Here is a 19166-nt window from a genome sequence, read left to right on the forward strand (position 1 = left end):
ACGTGGTCGTACCACTGTTTACGGATCACGGTCGCCATCGGGACTGCGCCAGATGGCCCGTCCGCCCCAGGGGTGGGGCGAGAGCCCCAACGGTAGTGATGCCTCCGACGTACGTCGACCGGATTGACGGCCGGACCGACGATCGTCTGAAGCCGAGCAGTGCGCCGATCCGCGCGCTCGGGAACTGGGGCAGCGGACGATGAGCAGGACGAGGGCGCGAGGACTCCTTCATCCACAGCGTCACCCATCCTCCATTGCAGTCGAACACATGTGCTATTAGAATCAATCCATGCCGTCGCCCTCCCCCGTCACCGCCGAGCAGGTCCGCCGCTGGCGCGACCAGCTCACGTCACGGTGCGTCGGCAGCGACGCGGCGGAGCTGGTTGATCTCATCGCCGCGCTGGAGGACCTGAAGTCGGCGGCGTGCGCGGTCCAGGCCGAGTCCTCCGTGACCTTCGACGCGGCCCGGCGCGCCGAGCAGGCAGCGCAGGGTGTCCCGGCCCGCCGCCAGGGGCGCGGTGTCGCCGCGGAGATCGCCCTCGCCCGGCGGGAGTCCCCGCACCGTGGGCAGATCCTGCTGGGCTTCGCCAAGGTGCTGGTCTCCGAGATGCCTCACAGCCTTGACCGCCTGCGGGACGGATCGCTGAACGAGCACCGCACGATCCTCCTCGCCCGCGAGACCGGCTGCGTGAGCGCCGCCCTTCGCGCCTTCGTGGACCAGGAGGTCGCGGCCGACCCCGCTGCCCTCATGGGCGCCGGCACGCGCGAGATCGTGGGCCGCACCCGCCGACTCGTGGCCGAGCTCGACCCTGCGGCTGTCGCGCGACGTGCCCGGCAGGCCGAGGCCGACCGCAACGTCACCGTCCGCCCCGCACCGGACACGATGGCCTACCTCACCGGGCTGATGCCCGTCGCCCAGGCGGTGTCGATCTATGCCTCCCTGCGCCAGGCGGCCCTCGCCGCCCGTGCGGCCGGAGATCCACGCTCACTGGGCCAGCTCATGGCCGACCTGCTCCTGTCCCGCGCGACCGGCAACCCCGACACCGGCACCCCAGAGGACGCCCCGGCTGTCCCGGTGACTGTCAACGTCACCATGTCGGAGGAGACCCTGGCGGGCGGGCACGCCCCCGCCGACCTCACCGCCCCCGGCACGCCCAGCGACGTCCTTCCAGCGGAGACCGCTCGGCTGCTGGCTGCCCGAGCCCTCGACACCGGCGCTGCACTCTGGTTCCGCCAGCTCCACCGCAACCGACTCGGCCGACTGGTTGCCATGACCAGCCGACAGCGCGTCTTCCCCGAGAGCCTGGGCGAGTTCCTCGCCCTGCGCGGCAACGGCATCTGCGCCAGCGCCTACTGCGACGCGCCGGTCCGACATCGCGACCACATCACTCCCGCCGACAGGGACGGACCGACCAGCGCCGACAACGGTCAGGGCCTCTGCGAAGCCTGCAACCATGCCAAGCAGGCGCCCGGATGGGAGCAGTCCGTGGTGTCCCACGCCGACGAGCGCCATCGGGTCGAGACCGTCACCCCCACCGGGCACCACTACCTCGCCACCGCGCCGGCACCAGCCGGATGGCGCGAGCCCCGCTTCGTGGAGCTCGCGCCCGGCCGCTACGGCCTCATCGCCTGACGCGTCCCATGACCCTTGCCGTCGCTGGTCGTGACCAGCGCCAGCTCGTCGTACGCCGACGTCAGGGACGGGTGGTGATCGGCGCGAGGATGCAGTTGATACCGGAGATCAGGTCCGTGCACTGCGAGCCGGGCTGCGTCGGCGAGGGCGACGGCTGGCTGGGCGTGGGCGACGGCTTCGGGGTCTTCGTCGGCTTCGGGGTCGAGGCCGGCGGCTTCGGCGTGCTGTCGGGCTGGCGCGTGGACTCGGGCTGCTCCGGGGTCACGTCGGCGACGTTCTCGATGGTGCCGGGCAGCGGGACCTCGGACTCACCGTCGGTCGGGGTGTCGCTGGACTCCTCGTCGGACTCCTCGTCGGACTCCGGATCGGACGCCTCGACCGGAGTCGGGTCGTCGTCGGCGGGCGAGGAGGTGTCGGAGGCAGGGTCGTCGGCCTTCTGGCTGGCCGAGGTGTCCTCACCCTGGGCGAGGACGCCGCCCACCCAGGCGCCGATCAGGACCAGCAGCGCGACAGCGGCGCCGCTGCGCACCAATCGGGTCCTGGTCGAGGTGACGACGACGGTAGGAAGCTCTTCGGTTTCCTCGTTCATGCTCCACCTACGATCCGGTCCACCACTGATTGCGTCACCGAATGGTACGACGAACGCGCTGTTGTGTAGATCTCACGAGCACGGACCAGCCCGCGTTCGCTCGCCGCCAGCTTCTCGTAGACCCGGCGCACGTACAACGCGCGGCCGTGGCGGGTGAGGAAGCCGGCCAGCGCGGCGTCGACCTCGGCGTCCTCGAAGGCGTGCCCGGAGGCCACCGCCAGCTCGAGCCAGGCGGTCGCGATCTCGATGTTGCCGCTGGCGCTGAAGCCGAACCGGGCGTCCACCGCAGCCAGGCGGTCGTGCCCGACGTCGAGCGGCAGCGCACGGACGAAGTGCACCCACTGCTGACTGACCCACTCCCCTGTCTCCAGTGCAGCGAGGTCACCGCCCGCCGCCAGCGAGGCGACCTGCTCATCGACCCGGTCGAAGGCATCGGAGTCGAACTCCGGAGCGTTGTCGGGGACGCCCGGACCGTGGACCCACGCCTCCAGTTGCAGCTCGTCGGCCGAGACCCCCGCGGGCTCGAGCAGCACGCTCGTGAGGTGATCGAGGAAGGTGGCGGTGTCCATCGACTCGAAGGCGAAGCGGTCGAAGTAGTCGCGCAGGAAGTCGTCCATCCGCTCCCGGCCGACCTTCGACTCGATCAGGCGCAGGAACAGCGAACCCTTCTCGTACGGGATCTTCGAGGGCCCCTCGTCGGGGTCGCGCCCGCCGAGGTCGAGCTCCAGCCAGGTGTCACGCGGCGACTCGTCGACGACGGCTCGGGCCAGGTCCTGCCGACCGAGCCGGAGGAGCATGCTCGTGTAGTCGGCGCCGTACAGCTCCTCGTCGATGCGGGTCTCGAAGTAGACCGTGAATCCCTCGTTGAGCCAGATGTCGTTCCAGGTCGAGTTCGTCACCAGGTTCCCGGACCACGAGTGCGCGAGCTCGTGCGCGATCAGCGTCACCAGCGAGCGGTCACCGGCAAGGACGGTGGGCGTCGCGAAGGTCAGGCGGGGGTTCTCCATGCCGCCGTACGGGAAGCTCGGCGGCAGCACGAGGATGTCGTAGCGGCCCCAGCGATAGGGACCGTAGAGCCGCTCGGCCGCCTCGATCATCTGCTCGGTGTCCGCGAACTCCCAGGCGGCTCCCTCGACGACCGTCGGTTCGGCATAGACGCCGCTGCGGCTGCCGATCTCGCGGAACTCCAGGTCGCCGACCGCGAGCGCGATGAGGTACGACGGCACGGGCTGCGGCATGGAGCACCGGTAGGTCCCGTCGGCGCTGCGCACGGTCGGGTTCTCGGCGCTCATCAGCGCCAGCAGGTCGACCGGCACGGTGAGGAACGCGTCGTAGGTGACGCGGACGGCCGGACTGTCCTGGCACGGGATCCAGCTGCGGGCGAGGATCGGCTGGGACTGGGTGAACAGGAAGGGCTTGCCGGACGCCGTCTGCTCGGGCTCGAGCCACTGGACCGCGCGGGCCTCCGGGCTGGTCGCGTAGTGCACCACGACCCGGGACGCCGCGCCCACCTCGACGGTGAGCGCGCTGCCGAACACGGGATCGTGCTCACCGAGCGTGTAGGGCAGGTCGGCACCATCGGCGTCGGTGACCGCGCTGACGGCGAGCTGCCAGGTGTCCAGCACCAGCTCGGTCGCGTCGGGCGTGCGGTGCTCGAGGTCGAAGCTCGCGCTGCCAGCGAGCCGGCGGGCTGCGAAGTCGACGCTGAGGTCGAGGGCGACGTGGCGGACCACGACCTCGTTCGGACGGGCGTGGGAGTGGGGGTCAGCGGTGAAGGACCGAGGCACCGGCCCAACCTACTCGGGGGCCGCCGACGTGCAATGATCCGCGCGTGATGACCAAGGAGGAGTACCTCGCACGGGCTGCCGCCCAGGACGACTGGGCTCCGGGTTGGGAGGCGATCGACGCCGCCTTCGACCGGACCTACCCCGGCGTCACGCCGCGGCACTACGCCACCGACCTGCCCTCACGGGCGATGTTCGGCGGCCAGAACCATCTCGACGGCATCAGCCTCTTCCCGAACCCCCGCGGCCACCAGCACGTGGTGACCTACGGGATGTCGGGGCTGTACGTCGACGAGGAGTCGTTCGGCGGAGAGTTCAGCGGCTGGGGCTACGAGATGACCATCAAGCTGCGTGACCACGGCCCCGACGACTGCGGCTGGGCGGTCAGCTCACTCAGCAACCTCGCGCGCTACACCTACACGACCAAGCGCTGGTTCGAACCCCTCCAGTTCGTCAGCGGCAGCAACCAGCCACTGCGGGTCGGGAGCGACACGCTGCTGACGAGCTACCTCGTGGTGCCCGACACCGACGTGGCGGGCGTCGAGACCGCGCACGGCCGACTGGATTTCCTCCAGCTGGTCGGTGTCACCCAGGCCGAGCTGGACTGGGTCGCCGAGGACGCCATGCACGCCACCGAGCGGGTCCAGGAGCTGCTCGGGCGGATGGCCGCGGACGGCAACCCGTCGTACGTCACGGACCTCGCCCGCACCACCAGCTACGTCTGACAGGGACCGACGGATCCCCCGGCGAAGCAGACGTAGACAGGTGCGCTGAGCGACCGTGCGCCGCTGGCGTCCACCACGCTGGCCCGCAGTCGCACCACGCCTGACCCCGGCGCGTGCACGTCGCTCACGGGCAGGGTTCCGGCGAGCTGTCCCGGGATCCTGGTGGACGGGTGCGCATGGAAGGTCGCGCCGGTGTAGTGGAGGAAGTCGACCTCGAGCTGCGTCGCGGCGGCCAGCGCTGCAGCACTGTCGCCGTCGGGGTCGCTGACCTCGATCTGCCACGGCACCTCGCCGTTCGCGGCCACCGCCCCGTTGGCGGGTGCCGTCAGCGCGACCGACGGCGGACCGCCGACCCGGGTCCAGGACACGTCGGCGGACGCCAGCGACCCGTCGCCGTGGATCAGCTCGGCTCGTACGACGTGCTGGCCGGCCCCGAGCACGACGTCGTGTTGACGCAGCGGCAGCTGCCAGAAACCGTTCGACCAGAAGTCGTGGACGACCTCGTCATCCACCCACAGGCGCACCCACTCGCTACCGGCGACGGTGAAGCGGTGGGTGCCGGCCTCGAGCTCGACGCGTCCGCGCCACGCTGCGCCGAACCGGCGGTCCTCGCTGACCAGCTGGATGCCGGACTCGCACGTGGGCGGCGCCGGTGTGGCCGCGGGCAGCTGGATGGCGGAGTGCGGCAGCAACCAGCTGTACTCCCCCGGCGGCACCTCCTCGTCGAACGGCGAGTCGGGTCCCCCCAGGTCGTGGAACGTCCGACGGAAGGTGCCGACCGGGCACTGGTCGGCGAGTCCCGCACCACTCCACCTGATCCGGCGCAGCGCGCCCGTGGTGATCGAGACGGTCCAGACGAGTCCGTCCGGACCGGTGAAGAACTTCACCGGCCCCTCCGCGGCGCTGGCATCGGCGAGCACCGCGACGTCGGAGACCCCGCCGCCGTGACTGATCTCTGCGGTCCTGATGAAGCCCTGCGCGTAGTCCCCGAAGACGTAGCGTCCGCGCATCGCGGCCGGGTAGGCCTCGGAGTCCAGGAAGACACCTCCGGAGATCGAGCCACCTGCCCCCGTGTGGTCATAGGAGTACGACGACGCCAGGGTCGCGCCGTCCGAGCGGACCGCAGCACACGCGTGCCACGGGCTCTCCTCGTCCGCCACGTCGCCCAGCGCTGTCGGTTCCTCGCCCTCCCGACAGGGCCAGCCGAAGTTCGCAGGCTCCTCGAGGTCGTGCAGCTCGACGACGTCGACCTCTTCGACAGTCCCCTCACCGACCTCGCCGATGACGAGGTGGCCGTCGTGGAGCGTGAACCGGAACGGGTTGCGCAGGCCCAGCGCGAGGACCCGCGAGGCATTGCTGGCGCCGTCGCCGTCGTACCCCGGGTTGCCGGGAACGCCCTGGCCCGTCGCGGGGTCGACCCGGAGCACCTTCCCGGCGAGCACGTCGGGGTCCTGCGCACGCAGGGTCTCGAGTCGGCCGGGCAGGCCGTTGGAGGTGTAGTGGAGCGCACCGTCACCGACGCCGATCAGCAGGTTGCCCTCGTCGTCGAACACGAGGTCACCGATCGTGTGGGCCTCGCCGACGAGCGGCAGGCAGTCGGGGGTGCGGATGTTCTCCTCCGCCGAGCAGGCGGGGCCCGTGACCGCGCCCAGGACCACATGCCGGCTGGTCGGGTCGAGCGCGGTGCCGTCCCACGTGTAGCGGACGACCTGCTGGGTGCGGCGGACTCCCGCCCCCTCGGCGCCTGCCTCGCCGTCGTCGCGGACGAGGCTGAGGTAGACGTGGCCGTTGGTCGCGACGTCGGGATCGGCCACGATGCCGATCAGGCCGGCGTCACCGCCGTCGAAGACGTCGGCACGCAGGTCGAGGACCTCGCGGGGCAGTGCCCAGCCCGACTCCCCCGGCTCGACCACCTTCACGAGGCCGGACTTCTCGGTGACCAGGACCGCGCCCGAGGACAACGTGGTCGCACTCGTCGGCAGCTCGAGCCCGTTCTGCACGACCTCGATCGCATAGCCCTCGGCCACACCGCTGTCCGCGGTGACGGGCGCGGCGGTGGTGCGGACGTCCGCCGCGTCGCTGAGGACGCTGTCGAGCGGTCCGATCGCTCGGGCGACGACGTCGTGCCGGCCCACCCGCGGCGTCCAGCTCGCGCTCCACGGTGCCGTCGTGTCCTCGGCGATCAGGACACCGTCGGCATGGAAGCGGACCCGCTGCACCACGCCGGTCGTCACCGCGTCGACCCGGACCTGCTCGCCCTCGGTGACGGCAACCACCGCGACCGTCGGCGGCGCCTGCACTGCGGACACGACGGCCGACCGCCCGGCGTACGCAGGGAGCAGGACCCTCAGCGATCGTCCACGGGCCGCCGCGAGAGCCGTGGTGATCACGACGAGACGAGAGCTGCCAATCCGCGCGGTGGCGAGACTGGTCCACGCTCCGTCGGTCCGCTGCTGGAGCTGGACCGGCCGGCCGGTGAGCAGGTGTGAGGTGAGGATGCGCGCCTCGGCGCGGCCGCCGACGATGCGCGTCGTGAGCGTCACGGTCTCCCGTGCGGCGCTGACCGCGGACGTGCGCGACACCAGGGCGGGCAGCCGCCGGCCGCTCGTGCGATACGCCGGCACGAGCACCCGCAACGACGTCCGGGTCGCAGTGAGACGAACCCGCACCGAGACCCGCCCCGACGCGGTGCTGGTGCCCCGGGCGACGGTGACCCAACGTCCGGCCGTCGCCCGCTGGAGCTGGGCGGGACGACGCACCCTGGTGGGCAGCACGGTCGTCACCTGGACTGTGTCGCCGACGACCGGTGTGCGTGGGGTGATGCCCAGGCTCGGAGCCGCAGCGTGCGCAGGCACAGGCGCGCCGACGACGACGGTCGCCAGGAGCGGCAGACCGAGCACGAGCGCGACGAGCGCGCCCCTCACACGCGAGAGCACCTGCTCACGGTGTCAGCGATCGTCAGCCCACGCAGCGAGTTGGCGCCACCCGGGACCTTGGTCCCGGAAGTCCTGGACGTTCGGTTCACCACCTCCTCGAAATGGCGCGGACCGACGAAGGGCGGCCTAGCCTTGGCCCTTCGATCCCCCATGATTCGGAGCTCCCGGTGTTTCCCGTTCGTCGTCCGAGCGTCTCGCTTGCGATCCTGGCCCTCCTGGCCGGCGCTCTGTCCCTCGCTCCAGCGAGCCCGCTGCCCCCGGTACACGCCAGCAGCGCCACCGATGCCGACACTGCAGGGGTCCTGCTGCCCCAACGGTTGCAGGACCGGGCGGACGCGCACATCGTGGCCTCGTCCCCGGCGCTGCTCCTCCTGCGGGGAGGAATGGACTACGACGAGAACGATCCCGATCCTCAATACCTCGTCGTGCGGCGCAGCGACGGCTCGGTGATCCGCAGCTTCCGGTCACCGGAGACCGACGACGCCCAGCTCTTCAAGCTGGAGGGGACGCAACTCTTCCGGATGCGACGCCTCGAGGGCTCACGACGCCAGGTGGAAGTCACCGCCGCCCTGACGGGTGCGAGCCTCCGTACGGTCGACATCACCGGGAAGGGCTTGGTCCACAGCGCTGGCGACTGGGTCCTGGTCACGTCCGTCACCGGCCCGACCACTGCCCACAACGCTGTCAGCATCCTGCGTGCCGATGGCACCACCACGGTGGTGCCGGGGAACTTCGCCTCTCCGGCCACGTGGGTCGGCGGCGACTCCACGACCGCCTACGTCACCGACAGCGAGGGCGCGTACGCGATCGACATCACCACGGGGGTTCGCGAGCAGATCCCGCTTCCCGACCACACGAAGCTGTGGGCGGTGACTCCGACCGCACTGATCGGCTCGCTGGCGTCCTACCCCAACGGGATTGCCGCGACGCTCTTCCGTGCACTGGATCGGACAACTCTCGAGCCGACCTGGTCGGTCGACGTTCCGACCACCCACCGGAACAGGGGTTTCCTGACCCACGGCGACGGGCTCGCCCAGATGTACCTGCCCGACGATGCACCGGCTCCGGCACTCTCGAACCTCGACCTCCGTCCGGTCGATCTCGCAACTGGTGAGCTGCTGGCTCCCCTTGCCCGTGGTGTCGCCAGCTTCACCCAGCTCGCCGCCCAGGAGATCGCGCTCCGGTTCGACGACACGCCCGGAGGCAGGCTCTCGATCGCCGACGGTGACACCGTCGTACCGTTCAAAGACCTCCCCGACGTCCATGCTCGCGCACTTGACATCGGCTACTCCAAGGGGAACGTGGCCGTCTCCTGGCAGGACGGGACGACGATCTGGACGACCCCCGCAGACGGCTCCGGAGAGTGGTCCGAGACCCATCCAGACGCGGGGTCGGAGCTGCACGATCTAGACCGTGAGTTCAGCTTCGGGGGCGAGGTGAGCCTGGTGGACACGGGCCTAGGCACCGGCATGCTCAAGCAGCACCAGGTGACGTGGCCGGGCGGCAGTCGGCAGTTCGCCGCGAGATACGCCATCCTGAGCCACGGCGGTAAGTACATCCAGCGCTTCACCGGTGGAGCACCGGGCACCGCTGAGATCGTCGAGTCGAAGACCGGCCAGGTCGCCGTGAGTCACTTGACGGGCGAGTACGGCGCCATCGACGGGGACATCAGCTGGCGCCCGGCCAGCAACGGCGTCCTCACCGGAACCGACCTCGTGACGGGAGCCGTCGAGAACATTCGCCTGCCCGCAGGGTGCGAGAACGCAGGAATCGGCGACGTCCGTGGCCGATGGGCCTGGATCGAGTGCGTCGGTGGTTCCCGCGTCGTCAATCTCGACAACCCGACGCCTTTTGCGACGCCTGAGAGCGCGTTGGAGGTGCTGCTCGGCAACGGATTCATGGTCCACGTCAGGTCACTGGTCCAGGGCGGGCCGATCTACGCCGTCGTGACATCGCTCCACAACGGCACCACTCGGACCTATGGTCCGGTCCGGGGCAAGATCCACCCTCCAGGCGTCGGTGTGGCCGTCGACGACGACTCGACGGCGCGCATGGTCTACATCGACAACACCTCCCAGGTCCGCAGGGTCGACCTCGAATGGGCGGTCAACCCACCGTTGTCCCTCACCTCCCTGACGCGACCCACGATCGCTGGGACGGCACGCGTCGGCGTCCGCCTCCAGGCGTCGCGAGGAACCTGGGCACCCGCGGACGGGCAGTACACCTACCAGTGGCTCGCCGACTCCAAGGCGATCTCCGGAGCAACCGCGACGACCTTCACGCCGGGCGCGGCCCAGCTCGGGCGACGGATCACTGTTCGGGTCACCGCCGTCCGGGCGGGATACACCAGGACGAGCGCCGTGTCCGGCTCGACACCGGTGGTCCGCGCGGGAACGATCACCGGACTCACGCGTCCGACTGTCTCCGGAACCGCACGGACCAAGAAGAAGTTGACGGCCACCGCAGGAACCTGGACGCCTTCGGGGCTGGCGTTCGGCTACCAGTGGATGCGCGACGGTCGCGCCGTCAAGGGTGCCACCGGACGCACCTACCTCCTGCCCGGATCAGCCAAGGGACACGTCTACAGCGTCCGCGTCACGGCCCGTCGATCCGGCTACACCGCGACGATCCAGACCAGCCGCGCGTCCGCGAGGGTCCGCTGAGCCGACCGGCGCCTCAGCAGGCGAACTGACGCCGGTAGTTCTGCGGGCTCACCCCGCGCACCCGCACGAAGTGGTGGCGCAGGGTCGCGGCATTGCCGAAGCCGACCTCGCCGGCGATCCACTCGACGGGCTGGTCGGTGCGCTCGAGCAGCTCCTCGGCCGCCGAGACCCGCTGCCGGGTGATCCAGGTGTGCGGCGTCGTGCCGGTCTCGTCGCGAAAGCGGCGGGCGAAGGTGCGCGGGGACATCAGGGCCCGCTTGGCGAGCGCGTCGACACCGTGGTCCTCGCCGAGGTTGTGGGAGATCCACGTGAGCAACGGCCCGAGGGTGTCGGCGTCGCAGTCGGGCACGGCCCGGGCGATGTACTGCGCCTGACCCCCGTCCCGGTACGGCGGCACCACGGCCCGACGCGCGACCGTGTTGGCCACGGCGGCGCCGTACTCCTGCCGCCAGATGTGGAGGGCGGCGTCGAGCCCCGCCGCGCTGCCGGCGCCCGTGACCACCTGGCCGGCGTCGACGTACAGCACCTCGGGGATGACCTTCGCCTTCGGGAACTCCTGCTGGAGCCGCTCGGAGTGCATCCAGTGGGTGGTGCACTCCCGCCCGTCGAGCAGGCCTGCCTGACCGAGGATGAACGAGCCGCTGCAGACCGACATGAGCCGCGCTCCGCGGTCGTGGGCTTCGCGGATCGCCTGCAGGACGGCCTCGGACGCCTGGGCCTCCTTGATGGCCGGGATGCCGACCAGGTCGGCCTGGGCCACCCGGTCCAGGCCGTGGGAGACCTGCATGGTGAAGCCCATCGAGGTCTGGATCGGACGGTCGGTCTCGGCGCACACGGCGAAGTCGATCGCGGGCACGCCATCAGCGGTGCGGTCGATGCCGAAGGCCTCGCAGAGGATGCCGAGCTCGAAGGGTGCCACGCCGTCGAAGACGATGACGGCGACGTTGGTGAGACTCACCCAGCCACTGTCCCACCGCGATGGCAGTAAATCAACGTAGACCGGCTTTTCTGCCACTGGTGGCAGGAACGCGACGAGAGCATGATTTCTGCCATGACCACCGCACTCGTCCTCCTGCTCCTGATCGCACTGCTCGCAGGCCTCGTCTCCTGGGCCCGCCACGACGGACTGGCGCCGCGACGCCGCGCCGCCTGGTTCGACTGAGGTCCCCGCCTCGATTCCTCCACCACGACTCCGCCCGCCTCGGCTCCCCCACGACCCGCACCGCCGCTGCGAAAAAGCCCGAAGGCCCCGACCTGCTGGTCGGGGCCTTCGGTTGTTGCCTTCGGTGGTGCTGCGCCTCAGGCGCCGCCGCCCGTGAGCTTCTCGCGAAGCGCCTGCAGGGCCTCGTCGGAAGCGAGCGAGCCGCCGCCGTCAGTGTCCTCGGCCGGAGCGGAGGAGTACGAGTTGGACTCGCTGGCCTCGATCTCGGCCTGCTTGGCGTCGGCCTGCTGCTTGGTGTGGGCCTCCCAGCGAGCGTGCGCCTTGGCGTACTGCTCCTCCCACGTCGCGCGCTGGTCGTCGAAGCCCTCGAGCCACTCGCCCGTCTCCGGGTCGAAGCCCTCGGGGTAGATGTAGTTGCCGGCCTCGTCGTAGGTGGCGGGCATGCCGTAGAGGGTCGGGTCGAACTCCTCGACGTCGGCCGCGGTGGCCGTCTCGTTCGCCTGCTTGAGCGAGAGCGAGATCCGGCGACGCTCGAGGTCGATGTCGATGATCTTGACCATGACGTCGTCGTTGACCTGGACGACCTGCTCCGGGATCTCCACGTGGCGCTCGGCCAGCTCGGAGATGTGGACCAGGCCCTCGATGCCCTCTTCGACACGGACGAACGAACCGAAGGGCACCAGCTTGGTGACCTTTCCGGGCACGATCTGGCCGATCTGGTGGGTCCGGGCGAAGTGCTGCCACGGGTCCTCCTGCGTCGCCTTCAGCGACAGGGAGACACGCTCGCGGTCCATGTCCACGTCGAGCACCTCGACGGTGACCTCGTCGCCGACCGTGACGACCTCGGACGGGTGGTCGATGTGCTTCCAGGACAGCTCCGAGACGTGGACGAGACCGTCGACGCCGCCGAGGTCCACGAACGCACCGAAGTTGACGATGGAGGACACGACACCCTTGCGGATCTGGCCCTTCTGGAGCTGGGTGAGGAAGCCGTGGCGAACCTCGGACTGGGTCTGCTCGAGCCAGGCGCGGCGCGACAGGACCACGTTGTTGCGGTTCTTGTCGAGCTCGATGATCTTCGCCTCGAGGACCTGGCCCACGTAGGGCTGCAGGTCGCGGACGCGACGCATCTCCACCAGCGAGGCGGGCAGGAAGCCGCGCAGGCCGATGTCGATGATGAGGCCGCCCTTGACGACCTCGATGACGGTGCCCTCAACGACGCCGTCGGCTTCCTTGATCTCCTCGATCGTGCCCCAGGCGCGCTCGTACTGTGCGCGCTTCTTGGACAGGATCAGGCGACCTTCCTTGTCCTCCTTCTGGAGGACCAGGGCCTCGACCTTGTCGCCGACCGAGACGACCTCGGACGGGTCGACGTCGTGCTTGATCGACAGCTCACGCGAGGGGATGACGCCCTCGGTCTTGTAGCCGATGTCGAGGAGAACCTCGTCACGGTCGACCTTCACGATGGTGCCTTCAACGATGTCGCCGTCGTTGAAGTACTTGATGGTCAGGTCGATGGCGGCCAGGAAGTCCGCCTCGGAGCCGATGTCGTTGATCGCGACCACGGGCGCGTTGTCGTCGTAGTGGCTCGAGACGGGAGTCGAGAGGGTGCTCGTCATGTGTAGGGACAGTCCTTGGGTGGGCAGATGTAGTCGGGTCGGTGTCAGTCGTTGCAGACACGCGCCAGCATCCCGGCGGGACGCGGACGTTCAAGGGTACGCGCCGCGGTGCACGTGAGTCCAACCGGCGGGGCTATCGTTCCACCCGTGCAGGACCGCTCAGCAGACGTCGGGCAGCAATGGCCACAACCCCCGGTGACGGCTCACCGCCGCGACGCCACCGAGCTGGAGTCGCGCAGCGCCAACGGCGCCGACTGGGACCGCTACGCCGACGAGTACCAGGCGACCCACGGCGAGTTCCTCGGCGACGTCGGATTCCTGTGGGGACCGGAGGGTTTCACCGAGGCCGAGGCCGGCATCCTCGGTGATCTCCGCGACCGGGACGTCCTCGAGGTGGGCTCCGGCGCCGGGCAGTGCTCACGCTGGATCCGCCACCAGGGTGGCCGGGCCTTCGGGCTCGACCTCTCCCACCGCCAGCTGCAGCACTCGCGGCGGATCGACGAGATGTCGGGCGTCGCCGTTCCGAGCGTGCGGGGCACGGCCACGCACCTGCCGTTCGGCGAGAACTCCTTCGACGTCGTGTTCTCCTCCTTCGGCGCGCTGCAGTTCGTTGCCGAGATCGACCGGGCCGTCGCCGAGACAGCACGCGTGCTGCGCCCCGGCGGCCGCTTCGCGTTCTCCATCACCCACCCGACCCGGTGGATGTTCCCCGACGACCCGACCGAGGCGGGGCTGACGGCCAGCCAGTCCTACTGGGACCGCACGCCCTACGTCGAGGTCGACGACGAGACCGGCTCGACGTCGTACGTCGAGCACCACCGCACCCTCGGCGACTGGGTCGCCCTGCTCTCCGGCCACGGCTTCCACCTGACCACCCTCCTGGAGCCCGAGTGGCCCGCCGACAACGACCGGCTGTGGGGTGGCTGGTCCCGGGTCCGCGGGACGTTGACCCCGGGGACCGCGATCTTCGGCGCCGACCTGCGCTGATCCCACCCGCACCGGCGTGCAGCGTCTAGGCTCGGCGCGTGGACGGGGAGGAGATCGAGCGGTCGGCAGCACTCGAACGACGACACTGGTGGTACGCCGCCCGGCGGGCCCTGGTCCGTCGTACCGTCGCCGACTGGCCGGCCGGACGTGCCATCGACGTCGGCTGCGGGATGGGTGGCAACACGGCCGTGCTGCGCGAGATGGGCTGGCAGGCCGTCGGAGTGGAGTTCTCCCCCACCGGCGTCGCGATCGCCGCCTCCCGCGGGATCCCCGTCGTCCGCGGTGACGGACGCAACCTGCCCGTCGCCGACGCGTCCGTCGACCTGGTGATGTCGACCGACGCGTGGGAGCACATCGACGACGACGTGGCCGTGGCCAGGGAGACCGCACGCGTGCTGCGCCCCGGCGGCCGAGCGCTCGTCGCCGTTCCCGCCGGCATGGCGTTGTGGAGTGGACACGACGTCGCCCTGGGCCACGTCCGCCGCTACGAACGCGACGAGCTGGCCGAGCGCGTGAGCGGCGCCGGACTCGTGATCGAGGACCTCTGGTCCTGGAACGTCCTGCTGCGACCGGTCGTCCGGGCCCGTCGCCGCAACAAGAACGCGCCCGAGAGCGAGATGGAAGCGGTGAACCCGATCCTCAACGCCGGCCTGCGCGCTGCTGTCGGGCTCGAGCGGGTGCTTCCCGTTCGCCGCCTGCCCGGCGTCAGCCTCGTGGTCGTCGCGCGCAAGCCGTGAGCGAGGAGTCCGGCGGGCGCTGGGTCGCCGATCCCCGGATCGGCTGGCGGGTCCTGCTCACCGCCACCCTTCCCGAGGCTCCCGACGCGGGGTCCGTCGCCGACCACCTCACTGCGCTGGCCGGTCGTCAGTCATGGCCCGACCCCGGTGCGGTCCGCGCCGCAGGATCGACCGCCCTGCTGCGGGCTGCGCTCGTCGCCGCCGACCCGGCACCCCTCCTCGCGGGTGTCGCGGGCCGCGACCTGGTGCTGTCGGCCCACCACGCCGCGGTCGACGGCCTCGGCCTGCTGCGCGTCCTGGAGGCCACGGGCCCGGCTCCGGTGACCTCGGGGGCCCGGGGCATCGGCACGCGCCCCGCAGGCGCCGGGCTCGCCGCGACCGTCGTACGCCGCCTCGGTGAAGCCGGACTCCGGCCGCCCGCCACGATCACTCCCCCGGATCACCCGGTGACCGACGCGGGCGACGTGATGGTCGAGCGCGAGGTGACCGGTTCCCTGCGGACCGCGACGCTCGTCCACGCCGCCGCACGGGCGGTGGTGGCCCACCAGGCCGCACGGGGCCGGACGGCTCGCCACGTGGCGATCGCCGTCGGCACGACCCGGCAGGCACGCACCGAGGACCCCGTCATCCGCGACCACAGCGCGCTGCTGAGACTTCGTGACGTGGAGGCGATGGACCTGGCCGGCGTCGAGCGGGCCCTGCGTGAGGCACCGGCCCAGACCCCACCGGTCGCGACGGCCGCACGTGCCTGGACGCCCGCCCTCGATCGGGTCACTGCCACCGGGCTGCGGATGCTCGCGCCGCGGCTCGGCTCGACGCTCCTGGTCTCCCACCTCGGCGAGGTGACCGCGCCGCTGGTCGAGGGTCTCGCCTTCCACCCCGTCACGGCCGGGGGCACCGGGATGTCCCTCGGTGCAGTCGGGCTCCGTGGCACCACCGTCCTCACCCTGCGCGCCCGCGCAGACACCTGGACGGACAACGGCCTCGAGCAAGTGCTCGAGGCCGTCATCTCCCTCCTGTGAAGAGGAGTCAGTGGAGGCTGGTCACGCCTTGACCAGATCCTTCCTGGGCTCTGCCTCGTCGCGCTTGTGTGAACGCGCCGAGCGACCGAGGAACAGGCCGGCGGCCAACAGGACCAGGCCGACGAGACCCATGACCAGCGGGTAGAGCAGCTTGGCGCCGCCGAGCATCATCCCGTTCTCCTTGGCACCCTTCATGTCCTTGGTGCCGTTGATCAGGTCGGAGACCTGCTGGTCGGTGTACTGGACGGTGCCGTTGAACACCGGCACCGCGATGCCGTCGTAGCGCAGCTCCTGGGTGCGCTCCTCGACCCGGTCGACCGGCGAACCGGTCTGCGGCTCGACCCAGAAGGTGCGGTTCATGCCGTACCAGAGCTCGGCGTCGACGGAGGCCTCAGTGGATCCGAACATCGAGCCCGGGACCTCGCGGCTCTCGACGACGCGTGCGTCGATCTTCTGCACGAACTTGTAGACGGAGAGTCCGTCGATCTCCTCGACGCCCTCGAAGGTCGCCTTGCTGGACTCGCCGATGGTGCCGTCCCACACGTCGTAGTCACGCTTCTCGGTGCCGAACGGGAACTTGTAGACCTGGCCCTCGCGAACGGTCGGCTCCTGGACGACCTCGTCGCCGTCCTTCGCCTCGGTCCAGGACTCGCACTCCTCGCAGTCGACCCCGGCGCCGCTGACGGCGTCGAAGGCCGCGCGCTCGCGGGTCTGCTGGAAGATCGAGCCGTCCTCACGGGTCACGGTCGCCGAGTTCAGCCACACGACGACGCCGTCCGGGGTGTCCGCACCGCTGTCGGCGATGGTGAACGACTCGATCCGAAGGTCATGGGTCTCGGGCTGGTAGGTCTCGAAGTTGAGCACCTCGGCGCCCGTCGCCTCGAGCATGGTGGTGCCCTTGTAGCTGGCCGGGACCGTCGCGAGGGTCGGGTAGGCATAGGCGCGGACCAGCACCGCCGCGACGATCATGAACACGCCGAAGCCAACGGCAACGGCTGCAATCTTGCTGCGCATGGACAGCACCTCTCAGACGGCCACGCGGTCAACGCGTGGCTGGTGACGATCGGAGGACACGGTGGCGCCCCCGACAAGCATGTGGATGGTGAGGTCGCGAGCGTTCTCGCGCATCTGCGACCAGTCGAACTTGTGCGCCCACGCCAGGCAGGCGTCGGCCCGGTGGACCCGGGCCGAGGGGACGGCAGCGCTCTCGAGTGCCTGCGCCACGGCGTCGGCCATCCGGGCGACGACCACACCGTGGTCGGTGTCGTCGGCGACCAGCCAACCGGACTCGCCGTGGCGGATGGAGTCACGCAGACCCGGCACGTCGCGCGCCACGGTCGGGACGCCGGAGCCGGCGGCGTCGATGACGGCCTGCCCCCAGCCCTCGGCGTCCGAGGCGCACAGGTGGACGCTGGCCCGGGCCAGGAGATCGTCCTTGACGGGTCCGGGCAGGAAGCCGTGGAACCGGACCTGATCGGCCAGGCCGAGCTCGTCCGCCCGGGCGAGGAGCCGGTCGTGCTCGGGACCCTGCCCGATCACGTCGACGCGGACGTCGCCACGTCCGAGCCGGGCGACGGCCTCGAGAGCCAGGTCCACCCTCTTGTGGGTGACCAGCCGGCCCAGCACGACGATCCGGAGCGGGTCCTTGGTGACGGCGTCCCGCGCGTCGTACGACGGCAGGTCGGCGCCGTTCTCCAGACGCAGGACCTCGCCGGTCCAGCCCAGCTGGCGACGCATCTCCGCGGCCGTCGAGTCCGACACGGCCGCGACCGGACGGCGGCGGTAGACACGCGGCATCGCCACGCGCTCCATCCACCGCCCGAAGGCGGCGACCGGTGCCGGGAAGTGCACGGCGAACTGGTCCTGGTGCACGTGGTGCACCACCAGCAGCGCGGGCGTGCTCCGGCGGAGCACGAGCGGCGAGAACGACGGCAGCCCGCAGGCCGGGTCGATGACCGCGTCGAGCTGGCGCCGGTGGCGCAGCAGCCAGGCCAGGACGAAGAGGTAGAAGCCGAGCGTGCCACCACCGCGGCGCAGCGCGATGCCGTCGCGCTCCTCGCGCGGAGCCTGACCGTCCTCACGTGCGGTGAGGAAGGTGACCCGGGCGCCGCCGTCGCGCAGCGCGCGGGCGAACTGCCAGGCGTAGATCTCCGCACCGCCCGCGAGCGAGTGGTCAGGATCGCGCCAGTTGACGACGACCACGCGTGCTCCGGTGAGCGGGGTCATCCGGCACCCCCGGCAGGCAGGGCCGCCGCGACCGGCATCGTCGAGAGCGATGCGGCGCCCCCCAGGCCTGCCAGTCCTGCGGGGACGGGGCGGGCCAGGTCGCGGGTGGACCAGGCGATGCGGACCAGCTCGGCGAAGGCCCCGGCACCGTGGCGCGCGGGGACGAAGGTGGAACCGGGCACGTCGACCCACGTCACCGGGATCTCCTCGATCCGGGCTCCGGCCGCACGCAGCAGCACGAGGAGCTCGACGTCGAAGGAGAACCCGGCGGTGCGCAGGTCGGTGACGACCGACCGCACCAGGTCACCGCGGAACAGCTTGAAGCCGCACTGGGTGTCGGCGATGCCCGGCAGCAGCCGGCCCGCGATGCGGCGGTAGGCAGCAGCACCCGTGGACCGGGTGCGACAGTGCCGTGCGGCCGTGTCGCTCTCGGCGAGCCCGCGCGAGCCGATGACCGCGTCGGCGCCCAGCAGGAGGTGGCGCCAGGCCACCTCCAGGGCGTCGAGACCGGTCGCGCCGTCGGCGTCCATGAAGCACACCAGCTCGGCGTCGGTGGCCAGCAGGCCTGCACGCACGGCGGCACCCTTGCCGCGTCGGTCACAGCGGACCACGCGCACCGGCATCGCCGCCGAGCTCGCCGCGCGGGCGACCTCGGCGGTCGCGTCGGTGCTCGCGTTGTCGACCACGATGACCTCGACCCGGCCGAGCACACCACGGTGCACGCCGACGTGGCGGCGCAGCTCCCGCAAGGTGCGCGGTAGGCGGCGTTCCTCGTTGAACGCCGGTATGACGATCTGCAGCATCGGACCCTCCCAAGCCGTCTGCTCAGACGTCCTCCCTCCCAGAAGGACGTATGACGAAGTCGGCGCCGTCACGAGGACGACGCACGACCAGACGGTTACTGGTCCGAGTAGCTCGAGAGCTGTTCGCTGCTGACCGACTGCTGCGAGTCACCGTTCTGAACGGCGTTGACTCCAGCGATGAGAACAGTCGTCGAGGCCAGTGCCCCCACGATCGTGGCGATGATGATGTTCATGCGCAGGTCCCCTCCCAAAGACCAGCACAGAGCGACGCTTCCCCATG

The 19166-nt window shown here is 70.7% G+C and carries 15 protein-coding genes; 6 read left to right on the forward strand and 9 right to left on the reverse strand.

What is annotated here, in order from left to right; translation table 11 throughout:
* The first annotated feature begins 289 nt into the window (after positions 1 to 289).
* Positions 290 to 1633 carry an HNH endonuclease gene (locus tag ASE01_RS13640; RefSeq protein WP_056752732.1) on the forward strand — a complete coding sequence of 448 codons (1344 nt, stop codon included), beginning with the start codon at positions 290 to 292 and terminating at the stop codon, positions 1631 to 1633.
* Between the two features lie 61 nt (positions 1634 to 1694).
* On the opposite strand, the gene ASE01_RS13645 is transcribed toward ASE01_RS13640, so the two are convergent.
* A complete protein-coding gene (locus ASE01_RS13645; protein WP_157537345.1) occupies positions 1695 to 2222 on the reverse strand; it encodes a hypothetical protein in 528 nt (175 codons plus the stop codon).
* Positions 2219 to 4009 carry a M1 family metallopeptidase gene (locus ASE01_RS13650; RefSeq protein WP_056752737.1) on the reverse strand — a complete coding sequence of 597 codons (1791 nt, stop codon included), beginning with the start codon at positions 4007 to 4009 and terminating at the stop codon, positions 2219 to 2221. The genes ASE01_RS13645 and ASE01_RS13650 overlap by 4 nt, the downstream gene beginning before the upstream one ends.
* A gap of 47 nt (positions 4010 to 4056) precedes the next feature.
* Here ASE01_RS13650 and ASE01_RS13655 point away from each other — a divergent pair, with 47 nt between their 5' ends.
* Entirely contained in the window at positions 4057 to 4731 is a 675-nt protein-coding gene (locus ASE01_RS13655; protein ID WP_056754694.1) for a suppressor of fused domain protein, read from the forward strand.
* Here ASE01_RS13655 and ASE01_RS13660 read toward each other — a convergent pair.
* Complete coding sequence (locus ASE01_RS13660) at positions 4722 to 7667, reverse strand: PQQ-dependent sugar dehydrogenase (protein WP_082606051.1); 2946 nt, start codon at positions 7665 to 7667, stop codon at positions 4722 to 4724. The two genes, ASE01_RS13655 and ASE01_RS13660, sit on opposite strands and share 10 nt — an antisense overlap.
* A gap of 344 nt (positions 7668 to 8011) precedes the next feature.
* Here ASE01_RS13660 and ASE01_RS13665 point away from each other — a divergent pair, with 344 nt between their 5' ends.
* Positions 8012 to 10330, forward strand: a complete 2319-nt coding sequence (locus tag ASE01_RS13665; RefSeq protein ID WP_157537347.1) for a hypothetical protein — start codon at positions 8012 to 8014, stop codon at positions 10328 to 10330.
* Between the two features lie 13 nt (positions 10331 to 10343).
* On the opposite strand, the gene ASE01_RS13670 is transcribed toward ASE01_RS13665, so the two are convergent.
* Entirely contained in the window at positions 10344 to 11288 is a 945-nt protein-coding gene (locus tag ASE01_RS13670) for a helix-turn-helix domain-containing protein (RefSeq protein WP_056752744.1), read from the reverse strand.
* A 341-nt stretch (positions 11289 to 11629) separates the two neighbouring features.
* Complete coding sequence (gene rpsA, locus ASE01_RS13675; protein ID WP_056752746.1) at positions 11630 to 13111, reverse strand: 30S ribosomal protein S1; 1482 nt, start codon at positions 13109 to 13111, stop codon at positions 11630 to 11632.
* A gap of 195 nt (positions 13112 to 13306) precedes the next feature.
* Here rpsA and ASE01_RS13680 point away from each other — a divergent pair, with 195 nt between their 5' ends.
* Genes ASE01_RS13680 through ASE01_RS13690 form a run of 3 tightly spaced genes read left to right on the forward strand, consistent with a single transcriptional unit; the run spans position 13307 to position 15857 of the window.
* Positions 13307 to 14098 (forward strand): class I SAM-dependent methyltransferase, encoded by a 792-nt coding sequence (locus ASE01_RS13680; protein ID WP_056752749.1) that lies wholly within the window; start codon positions 13307 to 13309, stop codon positions 14096 to 14098.
* A gap of 38 nt (positions 14099 to 14136) precedes the next feature.
* The gene (locus ASE01_RS13685) at positions 14137 to 14835 is read left to right on the forward strand and encodes a class I SAM-dependent methyltransferase (protein WP_056752754.1); all 699 of its coding nucleotides are present in this window, start codon (positions 14137 to 14139) and stop codon (positions 14833 to 14835) included.
* Positions 14832 to 15857, forward strand: coding sequence for a hypothetical protein (locus ASE01_RS13690; RefSeq protein ID WP_056752758.1), 1026 nt, complete (start codon positions 14832 to 14834; stop codon positions 15855 to 15857). The genes ASE01_RS13685 and ASE01_RS13690 overlap by 4 nt, the downstream gene beginning before the upstream one ends.
* Before the next feature lie 21 nt (positions 15858 to 15878).
* Here the strand turns inward: ASE01_RS13690 and ASE01_RS13695 are convergent, their stop codons facing one another.
* The 4 genes from ASE01_RS13695 to ASE01_RS24430 form a co-directional block, all read right to left on the reverse strand.
* A complete protein-coding gene (locus ASE01_RS13695; protein ID WP_056752762.1) occupies positions 15879 to 16871 on the reverse strand; it encodes a DUF3068 domain-containing protein in 993 nt (330 codons plus the stop codon).
* 12 nt (positions 16872 to 16883) lie between these two features.
* On the reverse strand, positions 16884 to 18083 hold the full coding sequence (locus ASE01_RS13700; RefSeq protein ID WP_056752766.1) for a glycosyltransferase family 4 protein: 1200 nt from the start codon (positions 18081 to 18083) through the stop codon (positions 16884 to 16886).
* Positions 18080 to 18886 carry a glycosyltransferase gene (locus ASE01_RS13705; RefSeq protein ID WP_056752769.1) on the reverse strand — a complete coding sequence of 269 codons (807 nt, stop codon included), beginning with the start codon at positions 18884 to 18886 and terminating at the stop codon, positions 18080 to 18082. Before ASE01_RS13705 ends, ASE01_RS13700 begins: the two co-directional genes overlap by 4 nt.
* Positions 18887 to 18981: 95 nt before the next feature.
* Positions 18982 to 19119, reverse strand: a complete 138-nt coding sequence (locus ASE01_RS24430) for a hypothetical protein (protein WP_157537349.1) — start codon at positions 19117 to 19119, stop codon at positions 18982 to 18984.
* Positions 19120 to 19166: the final 47 nt, after the last annotated feature.

The sequence above is a fragment of the Nocardioides sp. Root190 genome, from assembly GCF_001428565.1.
Taxonomy (GTDB): domain Bacteria; phylum Actinomycetota; class Actinomycetes; order Propionibacteriales; family Nocardioidaceae; genus Nocardioides.